The sequence below is a fragment of the Micromonospora sp. NPDC005553 genome (genome assembly GCF_042871765.1).
Taxonomy (GTDB): domain Bacteria; phylum Actinomycetota; class Actinomycetes; order Mycobacteriales; family Micromonosporaceae; genus Micromonospora.
On the sequence record NZ_JBIAJD010000002.1, the window covers coordinates 219,367 to 233,996 of the forward strand.

Below are 14,630 nucleotides of genomic sequence, written 5' to 3' on the forward strand. Positions count from 1 at the left end.
GCCGTAACCGACAGCGAACGGTCCGAGGGACCGACACGATCGCCGGAAGCAGTGGCGCTCAGGTCCAGCGGAGGATGTTCCTACGCCAGGCGTAGAGGATGCCGAGCGCGAGCACGGCCACGAACACCGCCATCTCCACCACCGTCACCAGACCGAAGCCGGGCCGGTCGAAGACCACCGCCCAGGGGAAGAGGAACACCGCCTCGACCGCGAACAGCACGTAGAGGTAGGCGTACACGTAGTAGCGGATCTGCATCTGCGCCCAGTCGGCGCCGACCGGGTCGAGCCCGCACTCGTAGCTGGCCCGCTTGCCCGGCGGGTCGGCCGGACGCGCCGGGCGTAACACCCGGTTGGCCGAGAACGCCGTAACGAAGAAGAGAACGCTGGCGAGCAGCAGGAGCCCGAGCGTCGCGTACGAGCCCAGGTATCCGTTCACAGTCGGCAGCCTACCGTCCGCCCGGACGGGTCGTCCCAAACACGTTACGAATTTGTTTCGCATGAGACTAGTGCCCCGGGGCAACTGTTACCGAATACTGGACACCCACCCATGTCACCGGAGGATTGATGTCCCGCGTGAAGGCATCGCCCGGTAACCGGGCGGAGGGGCGACGTTCCACGCCCCTGCTGGCGACCGCGCTCGCGCTCGGCCTGCTCACGGCGCTCGCCGTGGGGCCGGCCTGGGCCAGCGCGGCCGCACCGGACGCGGAGCCGGTCGCGACCTCGGCCGAGCCGGTCAACGAGCCGGGAGGCGAGGAGCCCCCGACCACACCGGCGGAGGAGCCCACCCCGACCGAGGACCCGGGCGGTGAACCGGAGCCGACCGGACCGGCGCCGGAAACCTCCGCGCCACCACCGGAGACGACACCACCGGCGCCGGTGACCACCGCCCCGGAGGTCCCGCCGGCACCGACCACCGTCGCGCCCGCGCCGGGCGCCACCACCCGACCGCCCAGCCCGGCTCCCCCGGTGCCACCGACGGCGCCCCCCGCCCCGCCGACACCGCCGGGGCCGACGGTCCGCCCGCCCGCCCCGGGTTCGGCGCCGCCGCCGCAGAGCCCGCTGGGCGTGCAGGTCACCACCGGCGACGTCATCCTCACCGAGGCGTACTGGAACACGCCGAGCACGGCCGCCACCCTCCAGGTCACCGTGCACAACACCGGCACCACCACGGAACAGATCCGACTCTCGTACACGCTGCCCGCCGGGCTGACCGACGCCGGCACGAAGGGCTGCGCCGCCGCCGGTGGTGGGACGTACCGGTGCGGTGCCTGGACCGCCGAAGCGGGCGCCCGGTTCAGCACCGTGCTGCGGCTGCGGGTCGCTGGCACGGCGTGGAAGCAGATGCCGCTCAGCGGCTCGGTCCAGGTCATCGCGGACGCGCCGGGAACGGAAGGGGAGGCGACCGACGACCAGGGCTTCGCGGTGCTCTTCCCAGCGGGCCCGCCGGTGCCCGGGATCGCGCTCGCCGCCGACGAGGTGGCCTTCGACATCAGCGGCGGCCCCAGCACCCTCACACTCCGGCTGGGCAACACCGGCGCGGTGGACGCCGCCGGCCGGGTCGACGTCGTCCTGCCGGCCGGGGTGACAGTGCCGACCCCACCGCTCGGCTGCGTGGCGGTCGACCCCACGCGTACCCGCTGCGACGCCGGCCTGGTGCTGGCGGGCACGACCGCCGAGGTGCAGCTGCCGGTGGAGGCGACGCCGCAGGCTCAGCGGGAAGCGCCACTGTCCGGTGCCGTGATCGGGCAACTCGATCCACGCAGCGGCCCGACCCGGCGGGTGCAGATGAGCTTCCGGATCACCGCGGCAGCCGCACTGGCCACGCCGGTGGTCTCCCCACCCGCGCCGACCGGCTCGCAGGGCGTACTGCCCGCCGGTGCCACGACCGGAGACGGCGGGTTGACCTCGGTTGAGCGGACCGCTGTCATCCTGATCGCGGTCTCCACGCTGCTGGTGGTGCTGGCCCTCACGCTGGCCACGACCTCGCTGCGGCGCCGGCTCGGCGGCCCACCGCCCGAGCCCGCGCCCAACCCCGCCGACTGATCGACGGACGACCCCGGCCCGCGCGACCGGGGTCGTCGGCGCGACCGGGTGGTGATCTGAATTACGGCGGGCGGTGCGTAACCCCGCAAAGGCGGGCATTTTGCATCCAGATCCGTTCCCAGTCGGCGGACCTCCGGGGATGGTTAGGGCTCCCTTAGACGTAGGCTCTCAGAAGAGGAACGACAGCGGCCGGACCAGCCTGGGGCGGTGCGGTGAAGCGTTGCGTCGAGGAGGTTCCGTGGCCGGGCAAGCCCCGCAGTCGCGAACGAAGGTGGCACAGTGACCAAGCAGATCCGTCAACTCGACCGGGTGGTCATCCGGTTCGCCGGTGACTCCGGCGACGGCATGCAGCTGACCGGCGACCGGTTCACCTCGGAGACGGCGCAGCTCGGCAACGACATCTCCACACTGCCAAACTTCCCCGCCGAGATCCGGGCTCCCGCCGGCACCCTGCCCGGCGTGTCGAGCTTCCAGGTGCATTTCGCCGACTACGACATCCTCACGCCGGGCGACGCGCCAAACGTGCTGGTGGCGATGAACCCTGCGGCGCTCAAGGCCAACCTGGCCGATCTGCCGCGCGGCGCGGACATCATCGTCAACACCGACGAGTTCACCAAGCGCAACCTGGCCAAGGTCGGTTACCAGAGCAGCCCGCTGGACGACGACTCGCTGGCCGGTTACGTGGTGCACCCGGTGGCGCTGACCTCGATGACTGTTGGCGCGCTCGCGGCCCACCAGGTGTCCAAGAAGGACGCCGAGCGGTCGAAGAACATGTTCGCGCTCGGCCTGCTCTCCTGGATGTACTCCCGGCCCTACGAGTCGACGCTGCGCTTCCTGGAGCGCAAGTTCGCGGCCCGCCCGGAGCTGGTCGCCGCGAACGTCGCCGCCTTCAAGGCCGGCTGGAACTTCGGCGAGACCACCGAGGACTTCGCTGTCCGCTACGAGGTCAAGCCCGCCAAGATGAAGCCGGGCACCTACCGCAACATCACCGGCAACGCGGCTCTCTCGCTGGGGCTGGTCGCCGCCGGGGTCCGCTCCGGGCTTCCGGTCTTCCTCGGCGCGTACCCGATCACGCCCGCGTCGGACATCCTGCACGAGCTGAGCAAGCACAAGCGCTTCGGCGTTCTCACAGTGCAGGCCGAGGACGAGATCGCCGCCGTCGGCGCCGCACTGGGCGCCTCCTACGGCGGGTCGCTCGGGGTGACCACCACCAGCGGCCCCGGCGTGGCGCTCAAGAGCGAGACGATCTCGCTAGCGGTGGCGCTGGAGCTGCCGCTGGTGATCGTGGACGTGCAGCGCGCCGGCCCGTCGACCGGCATGCCGACCAAGACCGAGCAGGCCGACCTCAACATGGCGCTCTACGGCCGGCACGGCGAGGCGCCGGTCGCGGTGATCGCGCCCCGGTCACCGTCGGACTGCTTCTTCGCGGCGCTGGAGGCGGCCCGGATCGCGCTCACCTACCGCACCCCGGTGATCCTGCTGTCCGACAACTACGTCGCCAACGGTTCCGAGCCGTGGCTGCTGCCCGACGTGGAGTCGCTGCCCGACCTGCGGGTCGAGTTCGCCACCAAGCCCAACGGCGAGGACGGCACCACCTTCCTGCCCTACCTGCGTGACCCGGAGACCCTGGCCCGGCCATGGGCGATCCCCGGCACCGCGGGCCTGGAGCACCGGATCGGCGGTCTGGAGAAGGCCGACAAGACCGGGGACATCTCCTACGACCCGGCCAACCACGACTTCATGGTGCGCACCCGGGCCGCGCGGATCGAGACCATCCCGGTGCCCGACATCGAGGTGGAGGACCCGGACGGCGACGCCCGGGTGCTGGTCCTCGGTTGGGGCTCGACGTACGGGCCGATCGGCGCGGCGTGCCGCGGGGTCCGCCAGCGTGGCCTCTCCATCGCCCAGGCGCACCTGCGGCACCTGGCACCGATGCCGGCCAACCTCGGTGAGGTGCTCCGCTCGTACGACAAGGTGGTCATCCCGGAGATGAACCTGGGCCAGCTGGCCCACGTCATCCGGGCCCGCTACCTGGTCGACGCGATCAGCTACAACCAGGTCCGCGGTCTGCCGTTCACGGCCGCCGAGCTGGAGACGACGCTGGAAGAGGTGCTGAAGAATGTCTGAGCCCGTCGCCGTCAAGCTCACCGCCAAGGACTTCAAGTCCGACCAGGAGGTGCGCTGGTGCCCCGGCTGCGGTGACTACGCGATCCTGGCAGCCATCCAGCAGTTCATGCCGGAGCTGAACATCCCCCGGGAGCGCACCGTCTTCGTCTCCGGGATCGGCTGCTCGTCCCGCTTCCCGTATTACATGAACACGTACGGGATGCACTCGATCCACGGTCGGGCCCCGGCGATCGCGACCGGCCTGTCGGTCTCTCGGCCGGACCTGTCGGTCTGGGTGGTCACCGGCGACGGCGACGCGCTCTCCATCGGTGGCAACCACCTGATCCACGCGCTGCGTCGCAACGTCAACCTCAAGATCCTGCTGTTCAACAACCGGATCTATGGTCTGACCAAGGGCCAGTATTCTCCGACGTCCGAGGTCGGCAAGGTCACCAAGTCGACCCCGGCCGGCTCGGCGGACGCCCCGTTCAACCCGCTCTCGCTCGCCCTCGGGGCGGAGGCCAGCTTCGTCGGCCGCACCATCGACTCGGACCGCAAGCACCTCCAGTCGGTGCTGCGGGCCGCCGCGGAGCACGAGGGCTCGGCCTTCGTGGAGATCTACCAGAACTGCAACATCTTCAACGACGGGGCGTTCGAACAGCTCAAGGACCCGTCGACCCGGGACGACTACCTGATCCGCCTGGAGCACGGGCAGCCCATTACCTTCGGTGCCGACGGGCGGTTCTGCGTGGTGCACCCGCCGGGTGGCTTCGGTCTGGAGGTCCGGGAGACCAGCTCGGTCCGCCCCGAGGAGATCGTCGTGCACGACGCGACGGTGACCGACCCGGCGTACGCGTTCGCGCTGTCCCGGCTGCCCGGCCTGGACCTGCGTAACACTCCGATCGGGGTGTTCCGCTCGGTGGACCGGCCGTCCTACGACAGCGTGGTGCAGGCTCAGCTCGCGGCCGCCAAGGCGACGGTCACCGAGACCCCCGAGCAGCAGCTCGCCGGCCTGCTGGGCAGCGGCGACACCTGGACGATCATCTAGTCCGTCGTTAGTGACGAGAGCGGCCGTCCCCGATCCGGGGGGCGGCCGCTCTCTCGTCGTACCGGCGATGCCTCAGCGCTGGGCGCTGGCCGGCGTCCAGAGGTTGTCGATCTCCTTCTCGGTCGCCGCGAGGCTCGCCTCGTGCAGCGGGATCAGCTCGGCCATCGCCGGCACCGAGGGTGCCAGGGTCAGTTCGGTGCCGATGAAGCGCGGCTCCAGGCCGGTCATCGACAGACCGTGCGGGAGCCACTGCTCGGCGTGGTCCCAGCCATGGCGAGGGGTGCCCTCGCCATAGCCGCCACCACGGGTGGCCAGCACCACCAACTCGCGGCCGCCGAGCAGGCCCTCCTGAGTCGTCGGGTCGTAGGTGAGGCCGGCGACGATCAGGTGGTCGACCCAGGACTTCACGCTGCTGGGCACACCGTAGTTGTAGAGCGGCAGCCCGAGCAGCACCACGTCGGCCTGCTTGACCTCGTCGACGATCCGGACGCTGAGCTCCCAGGACTCGCGCTGCGCCGGGGTGTGCTGGTCCGGTGGCGTCATCCGGGCGAGGCCGCCCTCCGAGTCCAGGTGTGGCAGCGGGTCGGCGCCCAGGTCCCGGTAGGTCACTGTGCCGTCCGGGTGCGCCGCACGCCAAGCGTCGACCGCGCGGGCGGTGAGCCGCCGGCTGATCGACCAGTCACCGCGGATGCTCGAGTCAATATGCAGCAGATGCATTATTCCTCCTCCAGGAATCGTCTGTGAAGCACCAACTATTTATAGCAGGCCGATGTTCCGCAGACTCGGTAGACTGAGTCACATGTCCGCGCAGCCGCTCGATTCCTCCGAGCACCGCTCGGGCGCACTCCTGGACCATCTGGCCCGGCGGATGCGACTGCGGTCGGAGTCGGTGCTGGCGCCGCTGGGACTACGCCCCCGGCATCTGGTCGCGCTCACCGTGCTGCGCGCCGGCGGCGGCACCGGGCAGCAGGCGCTCGCCACCATCCTGGAGATGGACAGCACCAACATCGTCGGGCTGCTCAACGACCTGGAGGCGGAGCAGCTGATCGAGCGTCGGCGCTCACCCGAGGATCGTCGCCGACACGTCGTCGAACTCACCGAAGATGGGGCGAAACGCCTCAGCGAAGCCGAATGCGCCCTGGCCAGCGCCGAGGACGAGGTGCTGGGCGCGCTGGATCCCGCCGAGCGGGAGACGCTCTACAAACTGCTCAGCCGGGCCTCCACCGGCACGGCGGTCAACTGCACCGAGGCGATCTGCGTCGCCGACGACACCTGCTGACGCCGCCTCACCACACTGGCGACAGCGGGGCCGGCACGCCGCGGCAGCGGTAGGACGATCAGGCGGTGGTCGCCGACTGGGGACGGTCGTCGCGTACGTGCACCAGCATGTCGCCGGTCTCGATCACCGCGCCGGCCCGGTCGGCCAGGGTGACCACCTTGCCCCGCCGCACCAGGGCGATCACCAACGACTCCAGCTCGCGCGGCGAGCGACCCACCTCGTCCCGCTCGGCGGAACGCATCGCCAGCGCCATGCCCTGGCCGGGGGTGAGCAGGTCCTCCACCACGTCGATCAGCGGCGGCGCCGAGGTGGACAGGCCGAGCAGCCGGCCCGCGGTGGCCGAGGAGACGATCACATGGTGCGCGCCACTCTGCTTGAGCAGCGGGGCGTTCTCCGCCTCCCGCGCCGCCGCGATGATGCGGACCTGACCGGCGGTGAGCTGCCGTACCGTCAGCGCGACCAGCACCGACGCGTCGTCGCTGTCGGTCGCGATGATCACGGCCTTCGCGTTCTTGACGTGCGCCTCGTTCAGCACCGACGAGCGGGTCGCCGAGCCCTCGATCGCCACCAGCCCGGCGGAGGTGGCCTGCCGCAGGGCGGCGGCGCTGCGCTCCACCACCACGATCCGCGAACGGTCCAGACCGTTCTCCATCAGGGCGGAGACAGCGCTACGCCCCTTGGTGCCGTAGCCGCAGATGATGACGTGGTCCTTCACGGCTCTCCTCCACCGCGACAGGCGACGGCCGGTCCGGTACTGCTCGGTCAGAACTTCCAGGGTGGTACCGACCAGGATGATAAGGAAGATCACTCGGGCCGGGGTGATGAAGAGGACGTTGACCAGCCGGGCCGACGGCGCGGCCGGGGTGATGTCCCCGTAACCGGTGGTCGAGAGCGAGACGACCGCGTAGTAGAAGCAGTCGAGGAGGGTGAGACCGTCCTCGTTGACATCGCGGTAGCCGTCCCGGCCGAGATAGACCGCGGCGACCACGGCGAAGACCAGGCCCAGGGCAGCGGCGAGCCGAAGGCTCAGCGCGCTCAGTGGGCCCCGCCGCTGCGCGGGAAAATGGATCACCGTCGAACCTGCTGCCCCGCCGTCGCCTGCACGCCCACAACATAGCGGGTACGCCGCCGATCGCACGTCCGGGTCGCGGCGGGCAACCGAAGCCGCTCCCGCACCCGACTACCGGACGACAACGACGAACCGGTGCAGGCCGGCAGACGGAGGGGGCGCGACCCTCGTGACGACGAGCGGCAGACGGCGAGCCGAGGCCGACGACGAATACACCGAGTACGTCCGGTCCCGGATGGCGCAGTGGCGACGCACCGCCTACCTGATGTGCGGGGACTGGGACCGGGGCGACGACATCCTGCAACGGGTGCTCACCGAGCTGTACCGCTCGTGGGCGCGGGCGCGGCAGGCCGATCACCTGGACGCCCTGGTGCGCACCATGCTGCTGCGGCGACTGATCGACGAGCGGCGGTTGCGGTGGACGCGGGTCCGCCTCGGTTCCGCGCTGCCCGACGTGTCCAGGGCCTTCGCCGACCCGACCGACCGGATCACCCTGGTGGGCGCGCTGCGGCAGGTGCCTCCGCGCCAACGCGCGGTGCTGGTGCTGCGGTACTTCCAGGACCTCAGCGTCGAGGAGACCGCCCGCACGATGGGCTGCTCGACGGGGACGGTGAAGAGCCAGACCGCCAAGGGCCTGGCCACCCTGCGCACCCTGCTCACCCCCACCCTGACCGCGAACTGAGAGGAGCGACGATGCTTGACGAACGCCAGATTGGCGACCTGATGCTGACCGAGATCGAGTCGGCCGAGCGACCCTCCGTCGTGCTGGACGTGGAACGGGCGATGACCACCGCACGGCGGCAACGCCGCCTCGCCCACGGTGCCGGCGCCGCGCTGCTGGCGGTGGCGCTCACCGTCGGCGGGCTCACCGTCCCCGACCTGCTGACCCCGGACCGCACACCCGCCACCGGTCCGGCCGGCCCGGCGGCCGTCGACGGCGAGACCGGGCTGCCGGCCGCGCTCACCACTGTCGACCCACAGCGGGTGTACGTCCGGTTCGGCTGGCTGCCGGACGGGATGCGCGATCTCCATTACCAGGCCGGGCTGCTGCTCAGCGGTACCGGTGTGTACCTCAGCGCGACCAACGGCCGCAACGACGACAGGAGTCAGAGCGTGACGGTCGCACTCCTGCCCAGGGGGGTGGAGCCATCGGCACCGCAGCGGGACAGCGGTGAACCCGCGGTGGTCGGTGAGTCCGCCGCCGGCCCTCGACTCAACGGCGGGGACAGCGTCTTCGTCAGCTACTCCGGTACCGAGAGGCCGGAGGCGATTCTGCGCTGGCGGTACGCCCCGGACGGATGGGCACAGGTTCGGGTGTTCGGGATCGAATCGGACGTGCGGGACGTGGCGGCGCGGGTGGCCGGTTCGCTGCGCTTCGGCACCGACGCCGTTCCGATGCCGGCGACCGTGGCGGGCGTACCTGCCAACCTGCGGATGATCATGCTCAACGTGTCCGAGTCACTCGACGAGCCCAGAACCTGGTACGCGGATTGGACCTGGACTCCGAAACCGGCCACCGCCGACCCCGGCCAGCAGCGGGCCCGGACGTTGAGCATCGGCGTCTCCCGCTACCGCAACGTGACCGACCCCGCCGACCGGGCGTACGTCGACCCGAACACCACTCTGGATGGGCACCCGGCGCGGTTCAGGGGAGAGAACGGCAACGAGTCGCTGACCGTCTACGACCTCAACGGGGCGAACGTGTCGATCTACGACAGCGCCCTGCTCCCGGCCGGTGGCACCCGGGCCTTGTTCCCGGCGGTCACGTTGGTGCCCGACCCGGCCACCTGGCACACCCACTTGAGCCGGTGAACGACCCGGGTCCGCGCCGTGGGAGCGGCGCGGACCCGGACGGGTCGGCCCGGACGGGTCGGCCCGGACGGCCGGGGACGGGCATGATGGGGGTGTTCCCGACGACGACCGCGAAAGTGAGGCCGGCATGTCGTTGCTGCGACGAGTCATCGGTGGAGTGCTGCGTCGCCACCGCCAGCGTCAGGGCCGCACGCTGCGCGAGGTTGCCGCGTCGGCCGATGTCTCCGTGCCCTACCTCTCGGAGGTCGAGCGGGGCCGGAAGGAGGCCTCGTCGGAGGTGCTGGCGGCGATCTGCCGAGCGCTCGGCATCAGCCTCGCCGACCTGCTCGGCGAGGCCCGCGACGACATGCGCCGGGTCGAGCCGCGGTTGCCGGTCGCGCCGCGCGCCGCGCTCACCCACCTGGAGCGGGTCGATGCGACTCGGCGGGAGATCGGCAACGCCACCCTGCTGGTGGGTCCACGTGTCAGCGGGTTCGTCCTGCACCGCGCGCCGGTGGCGAGCGCGCCGACCCTCAGCGTCGACGGAAATGCCTCCGCTGGTGGCTCGCGCCCCGGTCCGCGTACCGCCGCCCTGGCTGACTGCGCACAGACCCGGCTGGGCCTGCGGCGGCTGACCGTCGCGTAGGCCGCGTGGGTTCTGCCGTCGGCGGATCTGCCGGCGGCAGAATCCGTGGGCTGGCCGCCGCGACCGCCGGCACGCTGGAAGGGCCGGTCCACCGGGTGGTCCCACCGCCCGCCGGCACGGCGGAGGGCGGCGACACATGATGGGGTACGGCGTACAGATGCTCAACGGCGGGCAGCCGACCTTCGGTGACCAGGTGTTCGAGCGGCTGCTGCGGGAGCGGATCGTCTTCCTCGGCACCGAGGTGACGGAGGAGTCGGCCAACCAGATCTGCGCGCAGATCCTGCTGCTCGCCGCCGAGGACGACGATCGGGACATCTACCTCTACATCAACTCGCCGGGCGGTTCGGTGAGCGCGGGGATGGCGGTCTACGACACGATGCGCTACGTCCGCAACGACGTGGCGACGCTGGCGCTCGGGTTCGCCGGCTCGATGGGGCAGTTCCTGCTCTGCGCGGGTACGGCCGGCAAGCGGTACGCGCTGCCGCACTCGCGGATCATGATGCACCAGCCGTCCGGAGGGATGGGCGGAACCGCCGCCGACATCACCATCCAGGCGGAGAACATGCTGCACGTGAAGCGGACGATGCAGGAGCTCATCGCCCAGCACAGTGGACGGACGCTCGACGAGATCCAGCGGGACTGGGACCGGGACCGGTGGTTCACCGCCGAGCAGGCCCGGGAGTACGGCCTCATCGACCAGGTGGTCACCCGAGCCGAACAGCTGCCGACACTCTGATCAACGTCTGGTGGCCGCGGTACCGCCCGACCATCCCACCCATTAGCCTCCGTAGATACCTGGTGCGGGCGCAGAAGGAGTGGGAATGGCTGACGGTCACGAAGGCATCTGCTGCGACGAGACGACCGCCTCCGCAGTGAGTCGCCGCACCATGTTGCGCGCGGCGGTGCTGGGCGCGGGCGCCATCGGAGCCGGTGGCCTGTTGGTCCCCGAGGCCGCACAGGCCGCGCCGGCGATCTACAACCCGTTCAGCGCCTACCCGATCACCGACACCTGGGAGGGCCACCTCAGCCGCGGCTCGCGCGGCGGCATCGACTTCGGGATGGGAGTGGGTACGCCGCTGCCCGCCTGCGGCGCGGGAACCATCCAGAACATCCCGAACAACGGCGCGGGCGGGCACACAGTCACGATTCACCACGGGGACGGGTACCGCAGCCAGTATCTGCACCTGTCGCAGTTCCTGCTGGCCAACGGCGCCAGCGTGGGCGCGGGCACGATAGTGGGCCGCTCCGGCGGCGCGGCCGGGGCGCCCGGCTCGGGCAGCTCGACGGGCCCACACCTGCACTGGCACATGATCAACCCGTCGGGCGCCCTGATCAGCCCACTCGTCTACATCCAGCAGAACCCCGCCGACCAGCCCCGTCAGGTGTTCGAGGCGGCCAGCAACGCCGGCTGGCGCGCCCTGCCGGTCTCCGGCAGCACGGGCGCGGTGACCGGCACTGCGGCAGCCGCGATCACCCTCGGATCCACGAAGATCCTCTACACCCTCAACGGCGGCCGGATCCACGAGGCCGCCAGCAACGCCGGCTGGAACAACCTGTGGACCGGCATCCACGGGGCGCAGGGCACCGCGCTGGCCGCGCTGAACCTCGACGGGGTGAAGCACATCTACAACGTCGTCGACGGGTACGTGCACGAGGCCGCCAGCAACAACGGCTGGCGCAACCTCAACACCGGCATCGGCGGCGCGAGCTCGTCCTCGATCTCGGTGATCGCGCTGAACGGCGTCAAGTACATCTACAGCATCGTCGGCGGCTACATACACGAGGCGCACAGCGCCAACGCCTGGCGGAACCTGAACACCGGCGTCCCCGCCTCGGCGGTAGCGGCGATCACACTGGGCGGCACGAAGATCCTCTACGCCCTGAACGGCGGCCGGATCTACGAGGCCGCCAGCAACGCCGGCTGGGCGAACCTGTGGACCGGCATCCAGGGCGCACAGGGCGACGCCCTGGCCGCGCTCAACGTCAACGGGGTGAAGCACATCTACAACGTCGTCGACGGGTACGTGCACGAGGCCGCCAGCAACAACGGCTGGCGCAACCTCAACAGCGGGGTCCGCGGAACCCGGGCAGCCGCCCTGGGACTGGACGGCGTCAAGCTCATCTACGCCGCCTGAGTCGCCCACCGCCCCGGCCGGTCGTGACCGGCCGGCCCGGATGGTGCGGTGCTGGAGCGCGCGGCCGCTGACCCGTGGGCATCGATGTCGACGAGGGCGACCGGCCGATCGACGCGGGAACGTGCCCCGCTGGTCAGATGGCGTTCTTGCTGATCTTCGAGGTGCCCCCGGCAGGATTCGAACCTGCGACACACGGTTTAGGAAACCGATGCTCTATCCCCTGAGCTACGGGGGCGCGAGCGCTCAGTCTAGCGACCCGGGCGTCCAACGGAGGTGGCAGGGAGCGGCCTGCGTTCACCCCGCCACCCGGACGCCTCTTGTCCCAGCACAGGGCCACCCCCGGCGGGACGCCAGGCGGACCGAGATGAGGGCGGCAGCCGTCCGCTGCCGTCGGAGACTCACCACGTTCATCACCGTCGACCGGCTACGGACTGGCGGGCCGGGCGGCGCGGCGGCGTTCGGTGAGCCGTCGCGCCTTCACCGCGTTGCCGCAGTCGGCCATGCGACACCAGCGGCGGGAACCGTTACGGGTCCGATCGAGGAACAGCCAGCCGCAGCCGCCTTCGAGCACCGGGCAGCGGCGCACCCGGGTCAGGTCGGCCGCCACCATGAGGTCCAGGGCGGCCTCGGCGATCCGGTCGGGCACCAACATGGCCGGCACCGTGCCGTAGACCAGCCGTACCTGCGACGAGTCGAGCACGAATCTCGCTCGAGCGGCCGCGCCGGACCAGCGCTGGTGAAGCCCGACCAGCGCGGCACCGGCCGCGACGGGGTCGCCCGCCGCGTCGTCGTCCGCGCCGGTGATCGCCGCGAGCATCACGAGATACAGCCCTTCGCGGATGTCCCGCACGGCGGCCAGGCCCGCGTGCGCCGCCGCCGGCTCGTCGCCCCAGGCGCGGCCAACCTGGTCGGCCTCCGCGTCGCTGATCAGGCCCACCTGGACCGACCAACGCAGCAGGGCGGAACTGTCGGACAGGAAGTCGTGCGGCGACGTGCCGCCGCGCTCCAGTGTGTTGACCAGATCCAGCACGGGGTGCCCCCCGACCATCGGTAGCTGGCACACGTCGAGTGGCATAGCAGCGAGGCTACCAGCAAAAGCGTCGACGGCGGTTCACGCCTGTCCAGTTCAAGAGCTGGCGCACCACGCTTGGCCCCGCACACCGACACAAGGACAACGCCTTACGGCCGAACAACGAGGGATGCCTACTCGTCTATGCTACCGTCAAAATCTAGTTAGCCGGGAACATCCATTGACGTTCGGGATCTGGGAGGTAGCCAATGGCGCCCCAACGACGCGCGGTCTACGCCCTCGCCGCGTTGTCCGCCGCCACCTTCTGTTACGTCACCACCGAGGTGCTTCCGATCGGGTTGCTCACGCTGATCGCCCCGGACCTGGGACGCTCCAGGTCCGAGGCCGGCCTGCTGGTGACCGGGTACGCCGTGGTGGTCATGATCGTGGCGCTCCCGCTGACCCGGGTCACTCGGCGGGTGCCCCGGCGTCCACTGCTCGCCGGCGCCCTCGGTGTGTTCGCCGCGGCGACGACGGTGTCGGCCTTCGCGACCTCCTACGAGGTGTTGCTCGCCGCGCGACTGGTGTCAGCCACCACGAACGGTGTCTTCTGGGCTGTGGTGTTTCCGGTGGCGATCTCGATGTTCCCCGCGAACATCCGCGGCCGCATCGTGGCTCGGCTGTCGATCGGTAACGCCCTCGGCCCGGTCCTCGGCGTACCGCTGAGCACCTGGCTGGGCGGGCAGGCCGGGTGGCGGGCCGCCTTCGTCGCGATGGCCGTCTTCGGCTTCGTCACCTGCGTCGCGGTCGCCCTGCTCCTGCCGAGCGTCGCACCGCAACAGAGTGCCGGCGACATCGGGCCGATGCCGGACCGAGCACGCTTCGTCGTACTCCTCTTCGCCACCGTCCTCGCGGTGACCGGCGCCATGGGCGCGTTCACCTACATGACGGTCTTCCTCCTCGACGTCAGCGGGTTCGCCGCAGCATCTCTCGGCCTGCTGCTCTTCGTCCAGGGCTCGTTCGGCGTCGCCGGGACCTGTGCGGTCGGTCGGGTCCTCGACCGGTTTCCGCTTGGCGTCGTGCTGGTTCTACTCGGGCTTCTCACCGCGGCGATGCTCGGTCTTTACGGAGCTGGCGCGAGCAAGGTGTTGACGATCCCGTTGCTCGCCGTGGCGGGGATGTCGTTCAGTTCGCTGATCGCGGGAATCCAGCACCGCGTCATGCAGGTGGCCCCGTCGACCACCGACATGGCGTCGGCCAGCCTCAGCGTCGCGTTCAACTTCGGCCTCGCGGCCGGCTCGTTGATCGGCGCGGGTCTGCTGGCGACGGCCGGGGTGCGCGTCATCCCCTTGTTCGGTGGCCTGCTGACAGCCGTGGCGATCGCGTTGCTCGCCGGCCACGAGATGTCCCGCAGGAGCGGGAGGAACCACAGCAGTTGGTCGGTGCGACCGACCCGTGTTCGGGATGCCGAGAAGCCACCGGCCACCAGCGTGCGGACCTAGCT

The 14,630-nt window shown here is 70.7% G+C and carries 14 protein-coding genes and 1 tRNA gene; 10 read left to right on the forward strand and 5 right to left on the reverse strand.

The window, feature by feature from the left end; all coding sequences use genetic code 11:
• Window positions 1–58: 58 nt before the first annotated feature.
• Window positions 59–436 (reverse strand): NADH-quinone oxidoreductase subunit A, encoded by a 378-nt coding sequence (gene ndhC, locus ACFYPG_RS08335; RefSeq protein ID WP_091394827.1) that lies wholly within the window; start codon window positions 434–436, stop codon window positions 59–61.
• Window positions 437–564: 128 nt separating this feature from the next.
• On the opposite strand from ndhC, the gene ACFYPG_RS08340 reads away from it, so the two are divergent.
• From ACFYPG_RS08340 to ACFYPG_RS08350, 3 genes are all read left to right on the forward strand, one after another.
• Entirely contained in the window at window positions 565–2,043 is a 1,479-nt protein-coding gene (locus ACFYPG_RS08340) for a hypothetical protein (RefSeq protein ID WP_387351099.1), read from the forward strand.
• A gap of 279 nt (window positions 2,044–2,322) precedes the next feature.
• Window positions 2,323–4,170, forward strand: a complete 1,848-nt coding sequence (locus ACFYPG_RS08345; protein ID WP_196920913.1) for a 2-oxoacid:acceptor oxidoreductase subunit alpha — start codon at window positions 2,323–2,325, stop codon at window positions 4,168–4,170.
• Window positions 4,163–5,197, forward strand: a complete 1,035-nt coding sequence (locus ACFYPG_RS08350) for a 2-oxoacid:ferredoxin oxidoreductase subunit beta (protein WP_357221853.1) — start codon at window positions 4,163–4,165, stop codon at window positions 5,195–5,197. Before ACFYPG_RS08345 ends, ACFYPG_RS08350 begins: the two co-directional genes overlap by 8 nt.
• A gap of 72 nt (window positions 5,198–5,269) precedes the next feature.
• Here the strand turns inward: ACFYPG_RS08350 and ACFYPG_RS08355 are convergent, their stop codons facing one another.
• Window positions 5,270–5,914 carry an FMN-dependent NADH-azoreductase gene (locus ACFYPG_RS08355; protein ID WP_387351102.1) on the reverse strand — a complete coding sequence of 215 codons (645 nt, stop codon included), beginning with the start codon at window positions 5,912–5,914 and terminating at the stop codon, window positions 5,270–5,272.
• A gap of 82 nt (window positions 5,915–5,996) precedes the next feature.
• On the opposite strand from ACFYPG_RS08355, the gene ACFYPG_RS08360 reads away from it, so the two are divergent.
• Entirely contained in the window at window positions 5,997–6,476 is a 480-nt protein-coding gene (locus ACFYPG_RS08360) for a MarR family winged helix-turn-helix transcriptional regulator (protein WP_357221858.1), read from the forward strand.
• A gap of 58 nt (window positions 6,477–6,534) precedes the next feature.
• Here ACFYPG_RS08360 and ACFYPG_RS08365 read toward each other — a convergent pair whose 3' ends face one another.
• Window positions 6,535–7,548 (reverse strand): TrkA family potassium uptake protein, encoded by a 1,014-nt coding sequence (locus tag ACFYPG_RS08365; RefSeq protein ID WP_112603739.1) that lies wholly within the window; start codon window positions 7,546–7,548, stop codon window positions 6,535–6,537.
• A 166-nt stretch (window positions 7,549–7,714) separates the two neighbouring features.
• Between ACFYPG_RS08365 and ACFYPG_RS08370 the strand changes: the two genes are divergently transcribed.
• The 5 genes from ACFYPG_RS08370 (at window position 7,715) to ACFYPG_RS08390 (ending at window position 12,117) form a co-directional block, all read left to right on the forward strand.
• On the forward strand, window positions 7,715–8,227 hold the full coding sequence (locus ACFYPG_RS08370) for a SigE family RNA polymerase sigma factor (protein ID WP_355005081.1): 513 nt from the start codon (window positions 7,715–7,717) through the stop codon (window positions 8,225–8,227).
• Between the two features lie 11 nt (window positions 8,228–8,238).
• Window positions 8,239–9,357, forward strand: a complete 1,119-nt coding sequence (locus ACFYPG_RS08375; RefSeq protein WP_387351104.1) for a hypothetical protein — start codon at window positions 8,239–8,241, stop codon at window positions 9,355–9,357.
• A gap of 127 nt (window positions 9,358–9,484) precedes the next feature.
• Window positions 9,485–9,982, forward strand: a complete 498-nt coding sequence (locus tag ACFYPG_RS08380) for a helix-turn-helix domain-containing protein (RefSeq protein WP_387351106.1) — start codon at window positions 9,485–9,487, stop codon at window positions 9,980–9,982.
• 136 nt (window positions 9,983–10,118) lie between these two features.
• On the forward strand, window positions 10,119–10,718 hold the full coding sequence (locus ACFYPG_RS08385) for a ClpP family protease (RefSeq protein WP_387351108.1): 600 nt from the start codon (window positions 10,119–10,121) through the stop codon (window positions 10,716–10,718).
• A gap of 85 nt (window positions 10,719–10,803) precedes the next feature.
• The gene (locus ACFYPG_RS08390) at window positions 10,804–12,117 is read left to right on the forward strand and encodes a M23 family metallopeptidase (protein ID WP_387351110.1); all 1,314 of its coding nucleotides are present in this window, start codon (window positions 10,804–10,806) and stop codon (window positions 12,115–12,117) included.
• A gap of 162 nt (window positions 12,118–12,279) precedes the next feature.
• On the opposite strand, the gene ACFYPG_RS08395 is transcribed toward ACFYPG_RS08390, so the two are convergent.
• Both ACFYPG_RS08395 and ACFYPG_RS08400 read right to left on the reverse strand, forming a co-directional pair.
• Window positions 12,280–12,352 (reverse strand) — tRNA-Arg (locus ACFYPG_RS08395).
• Between the two features lie 189 nt (window positions 12,353–12,541).
• The gene (locus ACFYPG_RS08400) at window positions 12,542–13,192 is read right to left on the reverse strand and encodes a CGNR zinc finger domain-containing protein (protein WP_387351112.1); all 651 of its coding nucleotides are present in this window, start codon (window positions 13,190–13,192) and stop codon (window positions 12,542–12,544) included.
• Between the two features lie 203 nt (window positions 13,193–13,395).
• Between ACFYPG_RS08400 and ACFYPG_RS08405 the strand changes: the two genes are divergently transcribed.
• Window positions 13,396–14,628 (forward strand): MFS transporter, encoded by a 1,233-nt coding sequence (locus tag ACFYPG_RS08405; RefSeq protein ID WP_387351113.1) that lies wholly within the window; start codon window positions 13,396–13,398, stop codon window positions 14,626–14,628.
• The last annotated feature ends 2 nt before the right edge of the window (window positions 14,629–14,630 follow it).

What these genes read in the sequence shown, in the direction of transcription:
- ACFYPG_RS08340 (WP_387351099.1), top strand. Translation starts at nt 565, where the DNA reads ATGTCCCGCGTGAAGGCATCGCCCGGTAACCGGGCGGAGGGGCGACGT.
- ACFYPG_RS08350 (WP_357221853.1), top strand. Translation starts at nt 4,163, where the DNA reads ATGTCTGAGCCCGTCGCCGTCAAGCTCACCGCCAAGGACTTCAAGTCC.
- ACFYPG_RS08355 (WP_387351102.1), bottom strand. Translation starts at nt 5,914, where the DNA reads ATGCATCTGCTGCATATTGACTCGAGCATCCGCGGTGACTGGTCGATC.
- ACFYPG_RS08360 (WP_357221858.1), top strand. Translation starts at nt 5,997, where the DNA reads ATGTCCGCGCAGCCGCTCGATTCCTCCGAGCACCGCTCGGGCGCACTC.
- ACFYPG_RS08375 (WP_387351104.1), top strand. Translation starts at nt 8,239, where the DNA reads ATGCTTGACGAACGCCAGATTGGCGACCTGATGCTGACCGAGATCGAG.
- ACFYPG_RS08380 (WP_387351106.1), top strand. Translation starts at nt 9,485, where the DNA reads ATGTCGTTGCTGCGACGAGTCATCGGTGGAGTGCTGCGTCGCCACCGC.
- ACFYPG_RS08385 (WP_387351108.1), top strand. Translation starts at nt 10,119, where the DNA reads ATGATGGGGTACGGCGTACAGATGCTCAACGGCGGGCAGCCGACCTTC.
- ACFYPG_RS08390 (WP_387351110.1), top strand. Translation starts at nt 10,804, where the DNA reads ATGGCTGACGGTCACGAAGGCATCTGCTGCGACGAGACGACCGCCTCC.
- ACFYPG_RS08400 (WP_387351112.1), bottom strand. Translation starts at nt 13,192, where the DNA reads ATGCCACTCGACGTGTGCCAGCTACCGATGGTCGGGGGGCACCCCGTG.
- ACFYPG_RS08405 (WP_387351113.1), top strand. Translation starts at nt 13,396, where the DNA reads ATGGCGCCCCAACGACGCGCGGTCTACGCCCTCGCCGCGTTGTCCGCC.